The organism is Pseudomonas migulae (genome assembly GCF_024169315.1).
Classification (GTDB): domain Bacteria; phylum Pseudomonadota; class Gammaproteobacteria; order Pseudomonadales; family Pseudomonadaceae; genus Aquipseudomonas; species Aquipseudomonas migulae_B.
Map to the genome: position 1 here is coordinate 2,249,793 of NZ_JALJWR010000001.1, position 18,915 is coordinate 2,268,707.

Sequence of the window (18,915 nt, forward strand, 5' to 3'; positions counted from 1 at the left end):
TATCACCAAGAACGAATGTGGGAGCGGGCTTGCTCGCGAATGCGGTGGATCAGCGTGCATCAATGTTTGAATGTTGAACCGGATTCGCGAGCAAGCCCGCTCCCACATTTGAGCTGCGCCACGCCTACTTGAAGACCAACGCAGCGGGCACATCCACATCCCACAACACCCCGGGATCGTCCACCGCGACCTCGACCATCCTCGCCGACGCAAACAATGGCTTGGCCCCGTGATCTCCGGACAACGCCATCAATCCCGGTCCAAACGAACGCCCGAAACCCACTGGGTGCCCATACTTCCCTTGATGTACCGGCACACTGACAGAGTCATCAGCAACCCCCGCTACCACCCGCTCAATACTCGACGGCAAAATAAACGGCATATCCCCCAACACAATCAACCACCCACCGAGCTGCGGGCACACCGCCACCCCAGCCGCGATGCTGTCACCCATGCCGGTCGATTCGATCAGCACAATCTCAAATCCATAAGCCTGGGCCATGCGAATCACTTGCGGGCGATCTTCGGTCGTCACCAGAACGCGTTTTTCAAGGCTGGCCGGCACACTCACCAGCACCTGCTCGATCACCGAACGAACGGCGCCATCGCGTCCCGCACAGTCCGCCAGCAACTTATCCTTGTCGGCTCCCGCCACTTGCCGAAACCGGTTGCCCTGCCCCGCCGCCAACACGATAGCGCCGATTGGCTCACTCATACTTCCTCCCGCAACGGCTTCTTCTGTTTCAGCTCGACACCGTTCTTGATCGCCACAATTTCGGCCAGCAGCGACAAGGCGATTTCCGCCGGGGAATGGCTGCCGATGTGCAGACCGATCGGACCGTGCAAGCGTTCGATGGCCTCTTGTGACAAGCCTAGCTGAGCCAGGTTATCCCGGCGCTTCAGGCTGTTGACCCGTGAGCCCAGCGCGCCGACATAAAAGGCCCGGGAGTCGAGGGCCGTGAGCAGCGCCATGTCATCCAGGCGCGGATCGTGGGTCAGCGCAACGATGGCCGTGCGTTCGTCGGTTTGAATGTTCAGCACCGCTTCGTCCGGCATGCCGGAGACAAAGCGACCGTGCTGTTCTTCCCAGCCGTAGGCGAATTCGGTGCGCGGGTCGCAGATCAGCACTTCGAAATCCAGCAACCGCGCCATCTCGGCGACATACCGGGACAGTTGCCCCGCACCAATCAGCAACAATCGCCAGCGCGGACCGTAGATCGCCCGTAACGTGTGACCGTCGAAACTCAGCACATCGCTCTTGTTCGCCGGCTGCAACACCACGTCACCGGTTGCAAGATCCAGCGAGCGAGCAACGATTTCATGGCCTTCGCAACGCGCCAGCAATTCAGCGACCCATTCCGGGTCACCGACGCGTTCCTCGGTCAGGCGCAAGGTGCCACCGCACGGCAAACCGAAGCGTGCGGCCTCCTCGCGGGTAACGCCGTAGGTGATGAGTTGCACCGGCGGCCCGTCAGCCGGAATCCGGCCATCGTGCAGCCGGGCAATCAGGTCATCCTCGACACAACCACCGGACACCGAGCCAATCACCACCCCGTCTTCGCGCAAGGCCAACATGGCGCCAGGTGCCCGGGGCGCGGTGCCCCAGGTCTGGACCACGCTGTACAACACCACTCGCTGACCGGCGCGGCGCCATTCCAGCACGCTGCGCAGGACGTTCAGATCGACGCTGTCCATCAAGCCTCAGCCTTCTGCCAACCCTGCAACTGAAAGCGAACCGGCAGATCGCGGATACGTTTGCCAGTCGCGGCAAAGATCGCATTGCACAGCGCTGGCGCGATCGGCGGCACGCCCGGTTCACCGACACCGCCCAGCGGTACGTTGCCCGGAGGAGTCACCAGATGCACGGCGACTTCCTTCGGCGCCAGGGACATGCGCGCCACTTCGTACATATGGAAGTTGTCCTGCTGGACCTTGCCGTCCTTGAAACTGATTTCCCCCAGCACCGCATTGCCCAGGCCCATCACACAGGCACCTTCGAACTGCGAGCGAATCCGCTCCGGGTTGATCTGCGGACCGCAATCCACCGCAATATCGGCCTTGTGCACGATCAATGTGCCGTCGTCCTTGACTTCGACTTCGATCACCGCCGCCACATAGGTGACGAAGCTGTAATGCACCGCCAGCCCCAGGCCCCGACCCTTCGGCAACTCACGCCCCCAACCCGCCGCTTTGGCAGCGGTTTCCAGCACCGTGCGCATCCGCCCGGTGTCGATCGGATAGCGCTCGGGCGACTCACCGTAGTTCCACTCTTCACTCAAGGTGCGCGGATCGATCTGACGATCCGGCCCCAGCAACTTGATCTGATACTTGAGCGGATCCTCACCGGCCTTGTGCGCCAGCTCATCGACAAAGCTCTGAATCGCAAACCCGTGGGGAATGTTCGACACCGAGCGATACCAGCCAACCCGCGTATGGATCGCCGCTTCCGGGTTTTCCAGGCGCACGTTGGGAATCGCGTAAGCCATGTTGGTGAAACCCATGCCCAACTCGAAGGCCGCCTCGTGGTTCATGCCCGGTGCAAACAGCGCGGTGATACTCGGCGCCACAGTGCGGTGCAGCCAGCCGGACGGCAGGCCATCCTTGTTCAGGCTGGCTTTCAGATACTCGGCCGACACGGTGTGGAAATAGGAGCAATGGATGTCGTCTTCACGGGTCCACTGCACCCGAACCGCCTTGCCGGGGAATTCCTTGGCAAGGATCGCCGCTTCGATAATGAAGTCCGGCTTGGACTTGCGACCGAAACCGCCACCGAGCAAGGTGACATTAAAGGTGACGTTATCGAACGGAATGCCCAGGCGCTCGCCGATCCGTTCGCGGGTGACTTGCGGCGCCTGGCTCGGTGCCCAGGCTTCGCATACGCCGTCCTTGTAGCGTGCGATGGCGACCATTGGCTCCATCGGCGCCTGCGTCAGATGCGGCAGATAGTAGGAGGCTTCGACAGTGCTGTTGGCGCTACTCATGGCCTCGTCGATGTTGCCGGTATTGCGCACGACTTTGCCGGGTTTGAGCGACGCGGCTTCAATTTCCTTGCGGTAGGCGATCGAGTCGTAACTGGCGTTAGGCCCGTCATCCCATTCGATTTTCAGCGCGTCTCGGCCCTTGATTGCCGCCCAAGTGTTGCTGGCGACCACGGCCACGCCACCCAGCGGCTGGAATTCCGAGGGCAGCGGACGGCCTTCGATCCGGATGACTTTGATCACCCCCGGGACTTTCAGCGCGGCGCTGTCATCCACGGATTTGACCTTGCCGCCATAGACCGCCGGACGCGCGATGGTGGCGTACAGCATGCCGTCGAAATGCACGTCGGCACCGTAGATGGCGCGACCGTTGACGATGTCTGCACCGTCGATGGCTTTGGTGCCTTCCTTGCCGATGTAGCGGAACTCCGAAGGCTCCTTGAGCCGCACACTGTCGCGCGCCGGTACCGCCAACGCACTGGCAGCGACGGCCAGCGCGCCGTAGCCCAGCTCACGCCCACTCGGTTTATGGATGACTTTGTGCAATTGCGCATGGCATTCGCCGACCGGGACTTTCCACTGCTCGGCGGCGGCTTGTTCGAGCATGGTCCGCGCAGCAGCACCGCAACGGCGCATCGGTTCGTACCAGTGACGCATGCTGCGCGAACCGTCGGTGTCCTGATTGCCGAACCGCACTTCGTCGCCCGGCGCCTGTTGCACTTTCACCAGAGCCCAGTCGGCGTCCAGTTCATCGGCCACCACCATGGTCAAACTGGTGCGCACGCCCTGGCCCATTTCCGAACGGTTGCAGACTACCGTCACCGTGCCATCAGCGGCGATGCTGACGTACACCTTCGGATCATCGATCCAGCCGTTGGGCATGCCGTCGGCGCCGAATTTCTTTTCTTTCTCGGCAGCAAAAGCGTCCTGCCAGCCCCAACTCGCGGCGATGACCAGCGCACCGGTGGCACCGACGCCTTTGAGGAAACCACGGCGACTGAAGTTGCTCAGGGCGAAATCATTCGGTAACTGGCTCATGCCTTGGCCTCCTTCAGGTGGGTGGATGCCTGGCGGATGGCGGTCTTGATGCGGTTGTAAGTGCCGCAACGGCAAATATTGCCGACCATCGCCTCTTCGATCTGTTCGTCGCTCGGGTTCGGGTTGGTCTTGAGCAGTGCCGTGGCGGACATGATCTGCCCGCCCTGGCAGTAACCGCATTGGGCGACGGCGGTGTCGAGCCAGGCTTGCTGGACGATTTGCCCGACCGGGTCGGCGTGCAGGTTGTCGATGGTGGTGACGTTCTGGCCGATCACCGAGCCGATCGGCGTGATGCAACTGCGCGCCGGGGCGCCTTCGATATGAATGGTGCAGGCGCCGCACAGGCCCATGCCGCAGCCGAACTTGGTGCCGTTGTAACCGGCCACGTCGCGGATGGCCCAGAGCAGCGGCATGTCCTCGGTGACATCGAGTTGATGGTCTTGACCATTGAGCTTCAGGGTAATCATGGGCACGCCCGCATATTTATAGGGTTATGGGGTCGAGCAATCTGCCGCTTGGGAACAAGCGGTTGGCATCACAGATCGACTCAGGCTAATGAGGCTCTCTTATGCGGACGGGGACGTCTGCATCGGGCCTTTGGTGGAACAAACGCTTGATCGTCAGGTGGCTAAGTTAACCCAGCATTAACAAAAAAGCCCTGCACAGTTGAAGCTGTGCAGGGCTTTGAGATCAGTCTTGAAAGCGTAGCCTCAATACCGATTGGGCTCCATTTCCAGTTCGACGTGGAAACGTTCGGCAATGTCTTTTTGAATGCGTTGCGCCAGGCTCAACAACTGTAGGCCAGTCGCGGCCCCGTAGTTGACCAGCACCAGCGCCTGCAATTTATGCACGCCAGCGTCGGCTTCGCGGAAACCTTTCCACCCTGCCCGCTCGATCAGCCAGCCTGCGGCCAGTTTCATCTGCCCGTCGGGTTGCGCGTAGGCCACCAGATCCGGGTATTCGCCTTTGAGCCGGGTGACCAATTCAGCCGACACCAAGGGATTCTTGAAGAAGCTGCCGGCGTTGCCGAGCACTGCCGGGTCCGGAAGCTTTTCGTTGCGGATGCTGCAAATCGCCTGGCTGACGTCGGTGGCGGTCGGGTGATCGATACCCTGCTCGGTCAGGCGCTGACGCACCGGGCCGTACTCCAGATGCAAAGGAGCGGCACGGTCCAGGGCGAAACGAACCCGCAGGATCAACCAACGTCCCGGTTCCTGTTTGAACAGGCTGTCGCGGTAAGCGAAGTTGCACTCGGCCAGCGTGAAATCGCGCAATTCGCCGGTCTGGCGATCCAGAGCGGTCAGGCCGGCAAACACGTCCTTGATCTCCACACCGTAGGCGCCGATGTTCTGCATCGGTGCCGCGCCGACGGTACCGGGGATCAGACTGAGGTTTTCCAGCCCCGACAGCCCCTGCGCCAGCGTGTGTTGCACGAACGGATGCCAAGGCTCGCCGGCCTCGGCTTCGATCACGACCTTGCTGCCGTCGTCGCTCAGGATACGAATCCCGCGTGTCGCCATGCGCAGCACCAGCGACTGGATATCGGCCGTCAGCAGAAGATTACTGCCACCGCCGATCACCAGCAGCGGCACGTCATGCTCCGCCGCATAGGCCAGAGCCTCGCGCACGTCGGCATCGCTGTGGGCTTCGGCAAACAAACGCGCCTGGACGTCCACGCCAAAGGTATTGAACGGTTTGAGCGAAACTCCGGGTTGAACCTGCAAACTCATAACCGGCCCTTCAATTCGATCACCAGCAAGTCCGTCGCGCGCTCGATCAGGTCCAGCACGTACTCGAACCCTTGGTCACCGTCGTGGTAAGGATCCGGCACTTCATCGACATCCGACTGGTAGCGACGCAGGAACAGATCCAGCTCGGCCTTGCCTTTGGCCGGTTGCATCGACTTGAGGTTGCGCAGGTTGCTGTGGTCCATCGCCAGGATCAGGTCGTACGTGGCGAAATCGGCGCGGGTCACTTGCTGGGCACGCTGCATGGACAGGTCGTAACCGCGCAGTTTGGCCGCTGCCTGGCTGCGCTGGTCCGGCGCCCTGCCAACGTGCCAGTCACCGGTGCCGGCGGAGGCGACTTCGATTTGATCGGCCAGCCCCGCTTCACGCAGTTTGTGTCGAAGCACGCCTTCGGCCGTCGGAGAACGGCAGATGTTGCCCAGGCACACGAACAAAACCCGCATCAGGCCTCCAGCAGGCGACGAACGCGCTCAAGGTCTTCGACGGTGTCGACGCCGGTGGGCGGCGCGATCAACGCGTCGGCGACGTGAATTCGCACGCCGTGCCACAAGGCACGCAGTTGTTCCAGGGACTCGGTGTTTTCCAGCCAGCACGGTCCCCAGCTGACGAAGTCATGCAGGAAACCGGCGCGGTAGGCATAGATGCCGATGTGACGGCGATACGGCACGCCTTCCGGCAGCGCATCGCGGCTTTTCGCGAACGCGTCCCGGGCCCACGGCAACGTCGCGCGACTGAATGTCAGCGCGAGGCCATTGAGGTCGCTGACGACCTTGACCACGTTCGGGTTGAACAGGGTTTCAACGTCTTCGATCGGCTCGGCCAATGTGGCCATGCGCGCTTCGGTGTGGGCGGCCAGATTGGCGGCAACCTGATCGATCACGCTCGGAGGGATCAGCGGTTCGTCACCCTGAACGTTGACCACGATGGCGTCAGGCGCCAGGCCGAGTTTTGCGGCGACTTCGGCCAGGCGGTCCGTGCCGGAGTTGTGATCTTCGCGGGTCAGCACCACTTCAGCGCCAAACCCGTTGCACGCCTCGACAATGCGCGCATCGTCGGTGGCGACCACCACGCGCTCGGCGCTGCTTTTGCTCGCCTGTTCCCAGACGTGCTGGATCATCGGTTTGCCGGCGATCAGCAGCAGCGGTTTTCCCGGCAGGCGGGTGGAGGCGTAACGCGATGGAATGACAACGGTAAAGGCTGTGGTCATTTATCCAGACGCTCGTCAGTGGTCAGGGTGCGGGCTTCGGTTTCGAGCATCACCGGGATGCCGTCGCGAATCGGGTACGCCAGGCCGGCGCCCTTGCTGATCAGCTCGGTTTTGTCGGCGCTGAGCTTGAGCGGGCCCTTGCAGACCGGGCAAGCGAGGATGTCGAGCAATTTGGTGTCCATGAGCATTCCCTGGATAAAAACGGTTTAAGGCAAAAGACGAGCCGGCAACAGGCGCATCAGCTGCGTATCGAACCAGGCCACGAAGGCCGGCGACGGCGCAGCATCGACTGCCAGGTACCACCAATCGGCGGCGGCGAAGGCACGGCACTTCACCGCGTCCTTTTCGGTCATCACCAACGGCAATGACGGAGTGAAATTCAAGGCCTGCATGCTGTACTCGGCGTGATCGGCAAATGCATGCGGGACTGGCCGCCAGTGTAGCGTTTCGAGGGTCGTGAAGAAACGCTGCGGATTGCCGATCCCGGCCACGGCGTGCAGCGCCTGGCCTGCGGGGAAGTGATCGAGGGGACGCCGTTCGCCGCTGTGCAGATTGACCAGTTCGGTGGGTTGCAGCTGAAAGGCAAAACCGTTGTCGCGATCTTCAGTGGCGCCGTTGTACAGCACCGCGTCAACGCTTTGCAGACGTTCGACCGGCTCGCGCAAGGGTCCGGCGGGCAGGCAACGTTTGTTGCCCAGGCCACGGGCGGCGTCGATCAAGACCAGTTCAAGGTCCCGCGCCAGCCGGTAATGCTGCATGCCGTCATCGGACAGAATCAGGTCCAGCGGCTCACTCGCCAGCAGCGCTTTGACGGCACTGCTGCGGTCCGGGTCGATCATCAACGGAACGCCGGTGCGCTGGACGATCAACAGCGGTTCATCGCCCGCCACTTCGGCGCTTTGCTCGGCCTCGACACGCCACGGCAACTGTGGCGGTTTGGCGCCATAGCCGCGGCTGACCACGCCGACCCGCAAGCCACTGCGCTGACAATGCTGGATCATCCACAGAATCAGCGGCGTCTTGCCCGTACCGCCCACGGTGATGTTGCCGACGACGATCAACGGCACCGGTGGCTGATAAATCTCGCCCTCACCCGCCAGAAAGCGTTTGCGCTTGTTCGTGACCACGCGCCGATACAACCACTCCAGTGGCTGCAACAACTTCAGGGCCGGATGACCGCCGTACCAGGCGGCGAGCAAGCGATCGGACATGGCCATCAGGGCGCGGGCGGCGCCGCCTCGACTGTGGTCATGCGCAAGTGACTGAAACCGAGTTTGCCGGCGGCGTCCATGGCGGTGATTACCGACTGATGCTGGGTCTTGCCATCGGCACTGATGGACAACGGCAGGTTGGTGTCACCGTTGGATTCTTTCTGCAACGCCTCCATGAGCGTGGTCAGGTCATTCTTCGGCAAGAGCTGATTGTTCACGGAGAACACGCCTTCGGCACTGATGGCGACGTCCAGGTGCTTGACCTGCTGGTCTTCGGCAGGCGAACCGCTGACCGCTTCCGGCAGATCGACGCGCAACTGGGTTTCACGGGTGAAGGTGGTGGTGACAACGAAAAACAGCAGCAGGATAAACACCACGTCGATCAGCGACGCGAGGTTGATGTCTACCGTTTCCCGCGGCTTTCGGCGGAATTTCACGCTTTTTTGCCCTCAGCCAGGTCCACGTCACGATCCCCCTGCACCACCTCGACCAGCTTGATCGCTTCCTGCTCCATGCCGACGACCAGTTCATCGATCCGGCGCTGCAGGAAACGGTGGAAGAATACCGCCGGGATACCGACCATCAGGCCGGCGGCCGTGGTGATCAAGGCCTTGGAAATACCACCCGCCAGCACGGCGGCGTTGGTGCCCATGCCCGTGCCCATGAACGCGCTGAAAATATCGATCATGCCCAGCACCGTGCCCAACAGCCCCAGCAACGGTGCCATCGCAGCGATGGTGCCGAGGGCGTTGATGTAGCGCTCGAGCTCGTGAATCACGCGTGCAGCGGCCTCTTCGATGCACTCTTTCATGATCTCCCGACCATGTTTGGAGTTGGCCAGGCCCGCCGCCAGAATCTCGCCCAACGGCGAGTTGGCACGCAGTTCCTTGAGCTTTTCTTTATTGAGCTGCTTGTCTTTGATCCACACCCAGACCTGTCCGAGCAGATGCTCCGGGGTCACACGGCTGGCACGCAGGGTCCAGAGACGCTCGGCGACGATCGCCATGGCCGCGATGGAACTCAGAATGATCGGCAGCATCATCCAGCCGCCGGATTTGACCAATTCCCACACAGTGACAGTCCCCTCGAAAAAGTGCGCCACTCTAACATAGGGGGTCGACTCACCGAAGACCGTGATGTCGCATCCGGTCGGGCTTTAATAACGCTCGGTTATGGCGGGGAGCGCCAGAAACGCCGTTCCTGACGCATTGTCCACGCCGGCTCGAAGCGTCCGAGGTGCAGACGAATGGCGCCCTGCTCGGCGCTGTCATGGATCGCCATGCCGCGTTTCATGTAGCGGGCCATGACCGTGGGGTGCGGATGACCGAAGGAGTTGCCGTTGCCGCGCGAGATCAGCACCGCGTTGGGCTGCAACGCGGCGAGCAGCGCCATCGACGACGAACTGCGGCTGCCGTGGTGCGGCGCCTGCAACCAGTCAGTGGGCACGGCCAGCGGACCGTCGAGCAGGGCTCGTTCGGCGGCGCTGTCGATATCACCCGTCAGCAGCAAGCGCTCGCCATTGGCCTCTATCTGCAGGACACAGGATTTTTGATTACTGTCCGAGGCGGAAGGCCATTGCCAGAGCTGAAACCTCACGCCGTCCCATGTCCATTGCCGGCCACTCTCGCAGGCCTCGGCGCGTAATTCGACGGGCAATGCCCCGGGGTCGCCGCTGAGCACTCGCGTCACCGGCAAGCCCTGGGCAACCGCACGCGCACCGCCAGCGTGATCGGCGTCGGCGTGGCTGAGCAACATCAGGTCGAGTCCGCCCACGCCCAGTTTGCGCAACGTGGGCAGCACCACTCGCTCGCCGAGGTCGAAGTCGCCGAAGCGCGGGCCCGTGTCATACAACAGTGTGTAATGGCGGGTCCGCACCAGGATCGCCAACCCCTGGCCAACATCCAGTTGCCAGACTTCGGCGATACCCTGTGGCAACAGTGGCCGAGGTGGAAAAACCAGCAACAGTAACAACGGCCAACCCAACGGGCGCAGCGGTACGCCGCGCGGCATCAACAGCAAAAACGCGCCGAGGGTGCCCAGCACCCATGTCCACCATGGAATCGCCACGGGCACCCACGCAGGCAATTGACCGGCCATCAACCCAAGGCCCTTGAACAGCCAGTCGATCAGCCCGCCCGCCAGCCACAGCAGCCCCTCGCCCACATAAGGCAGCGGCAACAACAGGGTGCCCAGCAAGGCCGGCGGCAATACCAGCAAACTGATCCAGGGCACGGCAAGCAGATTCGCGACCGGCCCGCTGAGACTGATCGGCAATCCCAGCACCAGCAGTAACGGTCCCAGGCCGATTGCGATCAGCCATTGGGCGCGGGTCCAGGTTTGCCACCATCGCCAAGGGCCGAGGCGACCGCCGAAGGTGAAGATCAACACCGCCACCGCCGCGAAGGACAACCAGAAACCCGGTTGCAGACTCGCCAGCGGATCCAGCAACAACACCGCGTTGAGCGCCAGCAACAACGGCCACCAGGCACCGAGATGACGAAAGCGCAGGCGCCACAACAGGACCAGCCCGATCATCATGCAGGCTCGCTGCACCGGCACGTCGAATCCTGCCAGCAGTCCGTAGCCGAGGGCCGCGGCGAATGCCAGTCCGCACGCCCATGGCAGCCACGGCAGACGATTTGGCCACAAACCGTAGCGAGCCAGCCCGGCGATCAGCAGATACACCACGCCGGCCAGCAGGCCGACGTGCTGCCCGGAAATCACCAGCAGGTGCACGGTGCCGGTGTCTTGCAACACCTGCCAGTCCTCGCGACTGAGCCCGGCGCCATCCCCCAGCACCAGCGCCGTCAATGCACCGGTTCGCCCCTGAGCGTCCACGGTTTGCAAGCGTTGGCGGATGCTGTCGCGCCAGGCCCATCGGGCTTCGGCAAGACGCTGGCCATCCTTGACGGTTCCGGTTGCACCGATGCGTTGCGCCAGCAGCCAGGCGTCGTAATCGAAGGCATGGGGATTGAGCAGCCCCGCAGGACGCTTCAATTTCACCGCCAGCCGCCAGCGTTCGCCACTGTTGACCGGCGGTCCGTCGTACCAGGCCAGGCGCATCAGTGACGGCACCTGTGTCTGTCGCGACCGGGCGTCCGCCAACTCGAAACGCACGACGCCTTCATTATTCTGCGGCAATCCTGTCACCCGACCTTCGACCCAACGGGTTTCGCCATCGAGCTTCGCCGACAGTCGATCATCCAGCGCCCACTGCGCATTCGCGCCCGCCCAACTGAAGCCGAACAGGAAAAACGCCAACGGATACGTCCGGAACGGAAGCACCATCAATCCCGTTACGGGCAACACCAGCCATAACCAGACCGGTGGTAATGCCGGCAAAAAACGCAGGGCCAGCAGACCCAGCGCCAGCGCCATCATCCCTGTGCGCATAAGCCCGTCCTTGAGAGTCCCCTCCCTAGGCATAGCCGGCTCACGGCACGTGCATCGTTATTAATTGTCACAAAGTCTGAATGGGCGGCTCTTAGAATCCAGACATACTTGCCGCCTTAACCGACCGAGAAGCCCTATGCCCCGGCGCTTATTCAAACGTTACATGCCAGACCCGACCAGCATCAGGGAACACAAATCCTTACGCTTTCTCGGCACTCTGCTGCATGACCCGAACCTCTGGCACCTCAACCGTCACTCGGTTGCGCGGGGCATGGCGGTGGGTTTGTTCGCGGCGTTCCTGCCGATTCCGTTGCAGATGCTGGTGGCGGCCATCCTCGCCATCGTTGTGCGGGGCAACATGCCGATTGCTGTCAGCCTGGTGTGGTTGACCAATCCGATCACCATGCCTGCGGTGTTCTTTTGTACGTATCAGACTGGGGCTTGGCTGATGGATGTGCCGGCTCGTCATTTGCCGGATGAGTTGACCTGGGAATGGATCAGCGGCGAGCTCTCTACGCTTTGGCAGCCGTTTTTGCTGGGTTCGGTTGTGGTAGGGCTTGTGTTGGGTGCGCTCGCCTATTGCCTGGTGATGATGTATTGGCGGTGGTGGGTGGGTCGGCAGTGGGCTCGGCGGAAGAAAAAGCGGATGCAATGAATGTTAAAAGGCCTCCGCGTTGGGAGGCCTTTTTTATGGTGCTTGGATCGGGGTACATATCCGTTTCTTTGGTAACGGCGGCTATTGGTTCCGCTTTTACAGCGGGTTACTTGGAAAAGCGCCAAGTAACCAAGCGCCTGCGCCCCTGACGTACGGTGGCTCGCTAAGGCTCGCCATTCCCTCACTCCGGTCCTGCTCCGTGGGCCCGCCGCCATCGGCCATCCATGGCCGGGGGCGGCTAACCCGGCATCCATGCCGGGTTGCCCACTGCGCAGAACCTGCGCTCGGCCTTCCGACGGGGCAGATCAAGATCAAAAACAAAGCGAGGCGGCCTGAGAGCCGGCCTGAAGTTCGTCAGGATCATCGGGGGTGAACACCCATGTCATGCCCGCCACAATTCCTGTGGGAGCTGGCTTGCCAGCGATGGTCGTCAACGATAACGCATGCTGTCTGAATGAACGCGGTGTCTGGGCGTCCATCGCTGGCAAGCCAGCTCCCACAGGGGAATGCGAAACGCTTCAAACGACAGGTCGGCCCAAAGGCCGCCTCGCGGTGCTGTGGCGGTAGCCGCCCCCGGCCATGGATGGCCGATGGCGGCGGGCCCACGGAGCAGGACCGGAGCGAGGGAACCCTGAGCCTAAGCGAAGGGCCGAACGAAAGGGGCAAAAGCGCTTGGTTACTTGGCGCTTCTCCAAGTGACTCGCCGTAAGGGCGAAACCGTAATCAGCCGTTACCGCAGCAACAGATATGTACACTTAAGTACGCATCCCCCGCCCACTCACCAACAACCGCGCACACCCGACATACAACACCACCGTCGCCACCAGCATGAACGTAATCGCCACACTGATCCGGATATCCGAAACCCCAAGAATCCCGTACCGGAACGCATTGACCATATGCAACACCGGGTTCGCCAACGACACCGTCTGCCAGAACGGCGGCAACAACGAGATCGAGTAAAACACCCCACCCAGATAAGTCAGCGGCGTCAGCACAAACGTCGGGATGATCGAGATGTCATCGAAGTTGCGCGCAAACACCGCATTGATGAAGCCCAGCAACGAGAAGATCGTCGCCGTCAGCACCACCACAAGAATCGTCACGCCCAGGTGATGCACCTGCAACTGAGTGAAAAACAGCGACAACAGCGTCACGATGAGCCCGACCATCAACCCGCGCAGCACGCCGCCCAGGGTGTAGCCGATCAGGATCGTGTGCGGCGACACCGGCGACACCATCAACTCCTCGATGGATCGCTGGAACTTGCTGCCGAAGAAACTCGACACCACGTTGCCATAGGAGTTGGTGATCACCGACATCATGATCAGCCCCGGCACGATGTATTCCATGTAGGTGAAACCACCCATGTCACCGATCTGCCGGCCGATCAGGTTACCGAAGATCACGAAGTACAGAACCATCGTGATCGCCGGTGGCAGCAGCGTCTGCGGCCAGATCCGGGTGAAGCGTTTGACCTCGCGGTAAACGATGGTATTGAGGGCGACGAGGTTGGGTTGCAGCTCGGAACTCATACCGCCACCTTCGACAGATTTTTCTCCACCAGGGACACGAACAACTCCTCGAGGCGATTGGTTTTGTTACGCAGGCTCAACACTTCGATGTTCTGCTGCGCCAGTTGGGTGAACAGCGCGGTGATGCCCATGGATTTGTCGACCTGGACCTCAAGGGTATGCCCGTCGAGCAATCGGGTCGGGTAACCCAACAACTGCGGCGCAACGCTCAGCGTGTTTTTCGTGTCGAGAAGGAAGGTTTCCACATGCAGCTGGCCGAGCAGCTGTTTCATGCTGGTGTTCTCGACGATGGTGCCGTGATCGATGATGCCGATATTGCGGCACAACTGCTCAGCCTCTTCCAGATAGTGCGTGGTGAGGATGATGGTGATGCCTTTCTGGTTCAGCTCTGTCAGGAACGTCCACATCGAACGACGCAGTTCGATATCCACCCCTGCCGTCGGTTCGTCGAGGATCAGCAGGCGCGGTTCGTGAACCAGCGCGCGGGCGATCATCAGTCGACGCTTCATGCCGCCGGACAGCGAACGCGAGGGCACATCGCGCTTGTCCCACAACCCAAGCTGGGTCAGGTACTGCTCGGCGCGCTCCTTGGCGATTTTCGGCGGGATGCCGTAGTAACCCGCCTGGGTCACGACGATGTCGAAGGTTTTTTCGAATTGGTTGAAGTTGAATTCCTGCGGCACCACGCCGATGGAGCGCTTGAGCTGCGCAGGATTCTTGTCCAGGTCGTTGCCGAAGATATTCACCGTGCCGCTGGTCTTGTTCACCAGGGTCGAGAGAATGCCGATGGTCGTGGATTTGCCGGCGCCGTTCGGGCCGAGCAAGGCGAAAAAGTCACCTTCGGCGACGTCCAGATCGATACCACTCAGGGCCTGGAAACCGTTGCCGTAGGTTTTGGTTAGCTGCCGGATGGACAGAGCGGAACTCATATCGGATTTACGCACCAAGAAGGGAAGAAAGGGATCAAAAAGGGCGGGCGGCGAACACTGCAACCGCGGCGCATGAGCGCAATGGTGCTTGTCGCCGCCACACAAGTACAGTCAAGTGTGTCGATAGTGAGTATTAAGTCAACGCGGTCATGACGGCTTTTTTATACGCCGGACGCTGCTTCAGTCGCGCATACCATGCTTCCAGATGAGGCTGCGGTGCACGCTCGATCGGCATCTCGAACCAGGCATAAATGAAACTGCCAAGGGGAATGTCGCCCATGCCGATTTCATCGCCGGACAGGTATGGTTTGGCCGCCAGCGCCTGATCGGCCATCGCCAGCAAACCATCGCACTCTTTGATCGCCGCGTTGATTGACGGCCAGTCCTGCTTGTCTTCCGGCGTGCGCAAGACGCCCCAGAATACGGTTCGGAATGGCCCAGCAAAACTTGAAGTGGTCCAGTCCATCCATTTGTCCGCTGTAGCGCGGGCCTTCAGGTCGGAGGGATACCAGGCGGTATCGTTGGCGTGAAGCGCCATCAGGTAACGCACGATGGCGTTGGATTCCCACAGCACGAAACCGTCGTCCTCGATGACCGGCACGCGGCCGTTGGGGTTCATCGCGCGGTACTCCGGCGTGTCGACGAGACCAAAGGCGCCGCCAGCATCGATGGCTTCATAGGCCAGGCCCAGTTCCTCGGCGGCCCACAAAGGCTTTCTGACATTCGACGAATTTTTCCGACCCCAGATCTTCAGCATGACCGCCTCTTTATGGATGAATGCGCAGGCAGCATACGCCGGATCAGGCGCGACTCAAATCGCTCTGCATGTCACCCAGTAGCGGCGGCAGTTGGTCGCTGAACAGATGCGGGTAGCACTTTTCCAGGTGCTCGAAAAAGAACGTTTCCGGCACGTCGGTGAACTGGCCGTGGTCGATCAGGTATTCCATCAACTGCTCGCCGTCGCGATTGAACGGGTGGAAAACACTGTCGTTGATTCCGTCGAACTCCAGCGGCGCAACGTTGAACAGCTCGCAAAGTTTCTGGTTGAACGCCGGCGTGGCTTTGACCCAGCGATCGTTCAGGTACAGCTCTGTATAACCATGCATGGCGAACACGTCGCTCTTGAGCAATTCCAGCAGACGCGGGGTCGACAAATGATTGCGCACATCCGCCAGGCCGATTCGCGCGGGAATCCCGCAATGCCGGGCCGCGCCAGCCAGCAACGTGGCTTTGGGCACGCAATAGCTTTCCCCGGCCGCCAGCGCATAACTGCCACGCAAGGTGTCTGGATCGCGGCTGAACGTATAGGGGTTGTAACGCACCGCCTCGCGCACCGCGTAATAAAGATTGATCGCCTGCTCGAGCGGGTCGCGGTGACTGCCACGATGTTTTTCGGCGAACTCCACCACCGACGGGTGGTCACTATCGATGAAGCGGCCGGGACGCAGATACTCGTGCATGAGAACAATCTCCTGAGGAAGCCACGAGTCTATCGACAGGTTGAGCACAGAGATAACGACGTTTCGGCCAAACATGGACGCTTAGCCGCCCGTCCAACGAACGATCTGGCCCGGTACCAACCGGTCCTGCAAAACTCATCGAAGTTTCCCACGATTTCAATCACATCGCTCTGACCACCCTGTTTTGCGGATGCCGTCTAAGCTCTGAAGGTTGTTTTTGCCCTTGTTTCACGGAGGATTAAATATGCTGCTGTTGTGGATACTGGTTCTGGTTGTCGGGATTGCGTATTTAGCCCACCGCCGTATCGCCCCGCTGCCTGCCCTGTGCATCGTTGCCGTTTATGTGGTGGCGATGGGCGCCTTCAGCCACGCGCCAGGCTGGTTACTGCTGGTGCTGTGGGTGTTGATCGCGGCTGTCGCGGCGCCCTTGTTGCTGCCCGACCTGCGCCGTAAATACTTCAGCGCGCCGCTGTTCAGCTGGTTCCAGAAAACCCTGCCGCCGATGTCGGAAACCGAGCGCGATGCCATCGACGCCGGCACGGTGTGGTGGGACGGTGAACTGTTCAGCGGCCGGCCGGACTGGGACAAACTGCTGTCCTACCCAAAAGCTCAATTGACTGAAGAGGAACAGGCCTTCATCGATGGCCCGACCGACGAGCTCTGCGCGATGGTCAGTGACTGGCAGATCGGCCAGGACATGGACCTGCCTGCCGAAGCCTGGACCCACATCAAGGAAAACGGCTTCTTTGCCCTGATCATTCCCAAGGAATACGGCGGCAAGGGTTTTTCGGCCTACGCCCACTCCCAGGTGGCGATGAAACTGGCCACCCGCAGCGGCGACCTCGCGTCCACCGTGATGGTCCCCAACTCCCTCGGCCCGGCCGAGCTGTTGCTGCATTACGGCACCGACGAACAACGCAACCATTACCTGCCACGCCTTGCACGCGGCGATGACATTCCGTGCTTCGCATTGACCGGGCCACTGGCCGGCTCCGATGCCGGCTCGATGCCCGACACCGGGGTGATCTGCAAAGGCGAATGGGAAGGCAAGGAAACTCTCGGTCTGCGCCTGAACTGGGAAAAGCGCTACATCACGCTCGGCCCGGTCGCCACCCTCCTCGGCCTGGCGTTCAAGGCGTATGACCCGGATCACCTGTTGGGCGATGAAGAAGACCTGGGTATCAGCCTTGCACTGATCCCGACCGACACCGCCGGTGTTGAAATCGGCCGTCGTCACTTGCCACTGGGCGCAGCCTTCATGAACGGCCCGAACTCCGGCAAGGACGTGTTCATTCCGCTGGACTTCCTCATCGGCGGCCAGGACATGCTCGGCAAAGGCTGGATGATGCTGATGAACTGCCTGTCGGTCGGGCGCTCGATTTCGTTGCCTGCCGTCGGCACCGGCGCGGCGAAATTCACCAGCCTGGTGACCGGTCAATACGCGCAGATTCGTGAGCAGTTCAACGTGCCGTTGTCAGCGTTTGAAGGTATTCAGGAAGCCATGGCCCGTATCGGCGGCAACGCCTGGATGATGGACGCGGCGCGGATGCTCACCGCCAACGCAGTGGACCTGGGCGAGAAACCGTCGGTGCTGTCGGCGATTCTCAAGTATCACCTCACCGAACGCGGCCGCGAGTGCATCAGCCACGCCATGGACGTGCATGGCGGCAAGGCGATCATCATGGGGCCGAACAATTACCTCGGCCGCAGCTGGAACGGCGCGCCGATCTTTATCACCGTGGAAGGCGCGAACATTCTCTCGCGCAACCTGATGATCTTCGGCCAGGGCGCGATTCGCTGCCATCCCTTCGTCCTGAAAGAAATGGCCCTCGCCGGTCGTGAAGACAAGGATCAGGCCCTCACCGAATTCGATGGCCTGTTGCTCAAGCACATCGGTTTTGCCGTGAGCAATGCCGCCAGCACGTTGGTGCTGAACCTCGGCTTCGGTCACTTCGAACACGCCCCTGGAGACAAGCTCAGCCAAGGTTACTTCCGTGCGCTCAACCGTCAGGCGGCTGCGTTCGCCATTCTTGCCGACCTGAGCATGATGTTGCTCGGCGGTGAGCTCAAACGTCGCGAACGCCTGTCGGCGCGTCTGGGGGATGTGCTCAGTAACCTGTACCTCGCCTCCGCCGCGCTCAAGCGTTATCACGACCTGGATTCACCCGGGCACATGACGCCGCTGTTCACCTGGGCCATGGAAGAAAGTCTTGGCCAGGCGGAACGTGCGCTGGATGAATTGCTCACCAACTTCCCGAACAAGGTACTCGGCTGCCTGTTGCGGGTGATCGTGTTCCCGTTCGGTCGCCGTCACAAAGGGCCGTCGGACAAACTCGGTGCCGAAGTGGCCGCAGTGATTGGCCGGGCCAAAGGCGATCCGACCCTCGAGGAATTGCTCGGTGGTTGCTTCCGTCCGCAATCGGCGGATGACGCCGTGGGTGCACTGCAACACGCCTGCGACTTGCTGGACGCGGCGCAGGCCGTGCGGAAAAAACTGCATGTGGCACTCAAAAGCGGTCAGGTCAAACCGGTTGCCGGGGAAAACGCTATCGATGCCGCGCTGGAGGCTGGCGTGTTGCAGCCGGTGGAAGCGCAAAACCTGCGGGAGGCGGAAGTGGCACGGCGCAAGGTGATCGATGTCGATGATTTCGACAAAGAGGAGCTGACGCTGGCGCCAGGAAAAGTCCGCTGATCCAGCCAGCCATGTAAAAAGGTGCGCGGGCGCTTTATACTCCCGCGCCCGTTTTGCTCTTGAGGACTT

General features: G+C 61.3%; 18 protein-coding genes. 2 read left to right on the forward strand and 16 right to left on the reverse strand.

Annotated features, from left to right (window positions below; translation table 11 throughout):
* Nucleotides 1-124: 124 nt before the first annotated feature.
* From J2Y86_RS10285 to J2Y86_RS10340, 12 genes are all read right to left on the reverse strand, one after another.
* Nucleotides 125-715, reverse strand: coding sequence for a nucleotidyltransferase family protein (locus J2Y86_RS10285; RefSeq protein ID WP_253430513.1), 591 nt, complete (start codon nucleotides 713-715; stop codon nucleotides 125-127).
* Complete coding sequence (locus J2Y86_RS10290) at nucleotides 712-1,695, reverse strand: XdhC family protein (protein WP_253430517.1); 984 nt, start codon at nucleotides 1,693-1,695, stop codon at nucleotides 712-714. Before J2Y86_RS10290 ends, J2Y86_RS10285 begins: the two co-directional genes overlap by 4 nt.
* A complete protein-coding gene (locus J2Y86_RS10295) occupies nucleotides 1,695-4,016 on the reverse strand; it encodes a xanthine dehydrogenase family protein molybdopterin-binding subunit (protein WP_253430520.1) in 2,322 nt (773 codons plus the stop codon). The genes J2Y86_RS10290 and J2Y86_RS10295 overlap by 1 nt, the downstream gene beginning before the upstream one ends.
* A complete protein-coding gene (locus J2Y86_RS10300) occupies nucleotides 4,013-4,483 on the reverse strand; it encodes a (2Fe-2S)-binding protein (protein ID WP_084323824.1) in 471 nt (156 codons plus the stop codon). The genes J2Y86_RS10295 and J2Y86_RS10300 overlap by 4 nt, the downstream gene beginning before the upstream one ends.
* Before the next feature lie 243 nt (nucleotides 4,484-4,726).
* Nucleotides 4,727-5,746, reverse strand: coding sequence for a UDP-N-acetylmuramate dehydrogenase (gene murB / locus J2Y86_RS10305; RefSeq protein ID WP_253430523.1), 1,020 nt, complete (start codon nucleotides 5,744-5,746; stop codon nucleotides 4,727-4,729).
* Nucleotides 5,743-6,207, reverse strand: coding sequence for a low molecular weight protein-tyrosine-phosphatase (locus J2Y86_RS10310; protein ID WP_253430526.1), 465 nt, complete (start codon nucleotides 6,205-6,207; stop codon nucleotides 5,743-5,745). Before J2Y86_RS10310 ends, murB begins: the two co-directional genes overlap by 4 nt.
* Nucleotides 6,207-6,971 carry a 3-deoxy-manno-octulosonate cytidylyltransferase gene (gene kdsB, locus J2Y86_RS10315; RefSeq protein WP_253430529.1) on the reverse strand — a complete coding sequence of 255 codons (765 nt, stop codon included), beginning with the start codon at nucleotides 6,969-6,971 and terminating at the stop codon, nucleotides 6,207-6,209. Before kdsB ends, J2Y86_RS10310 begins: the two co-directional genes overlap by 1 nt.
* Complete coding sequence (locus J2Y86_RS10320; RefSeq protein WP_007945752.1) at nucleotides 6,968-7,153, reverse strand: Trm112 family protein; 186 nt, start codon at nucleotides 7,151-7,153, stop codon at nucleotides 6,968-6,970. The genes kdsB and J2Y86_RS10320 overlap by 4 nt, the downstream gene beginning before the upstream one ends.
* A 24-nt stretch (nucleotides 7,154-7,177) precedes the next feature.
* Nucleotides 7,178-8,188 carry a tetraacyldisaccharide 4'-kinase gene (gene lpxK, locus J2Y86_RS10325; RefSeq protein ID WP_253430532.1) on the reverse strand — a complete coding sequence of 337 codons (1,011 nt, stop codon included), beginning with the start codon at nucleotides 8,186-8,188 and terminating at the stop codon, nucleotides 7,178-7,180.
* Nucleotides 8,188-8,619: an ExbD/TolR family protein gene (locus J2Y86_RS10330; RefSeq protein WP_253430535.1), complete on the reverse strand. Its 432-nt coding sequence runs from the start codon at nucleotides 8,617-8,619 to the stop codon at nucleotides 8,188-8,190. Before J2Y86_RS10330 ends, lpxK begins: the two co-directional genes overlap by 1 nt.
* Entirely contained in the window at nucleotides 8,616-9,254 is a 639-nt protein-coding gene (locus tag J2Y86_RS10335; RefSeq protein WP_167362937.1) for a MotA/TolQ/ExbB proton channel family protein, read from the reverse strand. The genes J2Y86_RS10330 and J2Y86_RS10335 overlap by 4 nt, the downstream gene beginning before the upstream one ends.
* 98 nt (nucleotides 9,255-9,352) lie before the next feature.
* A complete protein-coding gene (locus J2Y86_RS10340) occupies nucleotides 9,353-11,575 on the reverse strand; it encodes a DNA internalization-related competence protein ComEC/Rec2 (protein ID WP_253430538.1) in 2,223 nt (740 codons plus the stop codon).
* Between the two features lie 136 nt (nucleotides 11,576-11,711).
* Here J2Y86_RS10340 and J2Y86_RS10345 point away from each other — a divergent pair, with 136 nt between their 5' ends.
* Entirely contained in the window at nucleotides 11,712-12,230 is a 519-nt protein-coding gene (locus J2Y86_RS10345) for a DUF2062 domain-containing protein (RefSeq protein WP_253430541.1), read from the forward strand.
* Nucleotides 12,231-12,985: 755 nt separating this feature from the next.
* On the opposite strand, the gene J2Y86_RS10350 is transcribed toward J2Y86_RS10345, so the two are convergent.
* From J2Y86_RS10350 to J2Y86_RS10365, 4 genes are all read right to left on the reverse strand, one after another.
* Nucleotides 12,986-13,765, reverse strand: coding sequence for an ABC transporter permease (locus tag J2Y86_RS10350; RefSeq protein WP_214377864.1), 780 nt, complete (start codon nucleotides 13,763-13,765; stop codon nucleotides 12,986-12,988).
* Complete coding sequence (locus J2Y86_RS10355; RefSeq protein ID WP_214377866.1) at nucleotides 13,762-14,694, reverse strand: ABC transporter ATP-binding protein; 933 nt, start codon at nucleotides 14,692-14,694, stop codon at nucleotides 13,762-13,764. The genes J2Y86_RS10350 and J2Y86_RS10355 overlap by 4 nt, the downstream gene beginning before the upstream one ends.
* Before the next feature lie 133 nt (nucleotides 14,695-14,827).
* Entirely contained in the window at nucleotides 14,828-15,451 is a 624-nt protein-coding gene (locus J2Y86_RS10360; RefSeq protein WP_253430545.1) for a glutathione S-transferase family protein, read from the reverse strand.
* Nucleotides 15,452-15,494: 43 nt separating this feature from the next.
* The gene (locus J2Y86_RS10365; RefSeq protein WP_253430550.1) at nucleotides 15,495-16,154 is read right to left on the reverse strand and encodes a transglutaminase-like domain-containing protein; all 660 of its coding nucleotides are present in this window, start codon (nucleotides 16,152-16,154) and stop codon (nucleotides 15,495-15,497) included.
* Nucleotides 16,155-16,398: 244 nt separating this feature from the next.
* Here J2Y86_RS10365 and J2Y86_RS10370 point away from each other — a divergent pair, with 244 nt between their 5' ends.
* Nucleotides 16,399-18,846 (forward strand): acyl-CoA dehydrogenase, encoded by a 2,448-nt coding sequence (locus tag J2Y86_RS10370; RefSeq protein WP_253430555.1) that lies wholly within the window; start codon nucleotides 16,399-16,401, stop codon nucleotides 18,844-18,846.
* The last annotated feature ends 69 nt before the right edge of the window (nucleotides 18,847-18,915 follow it).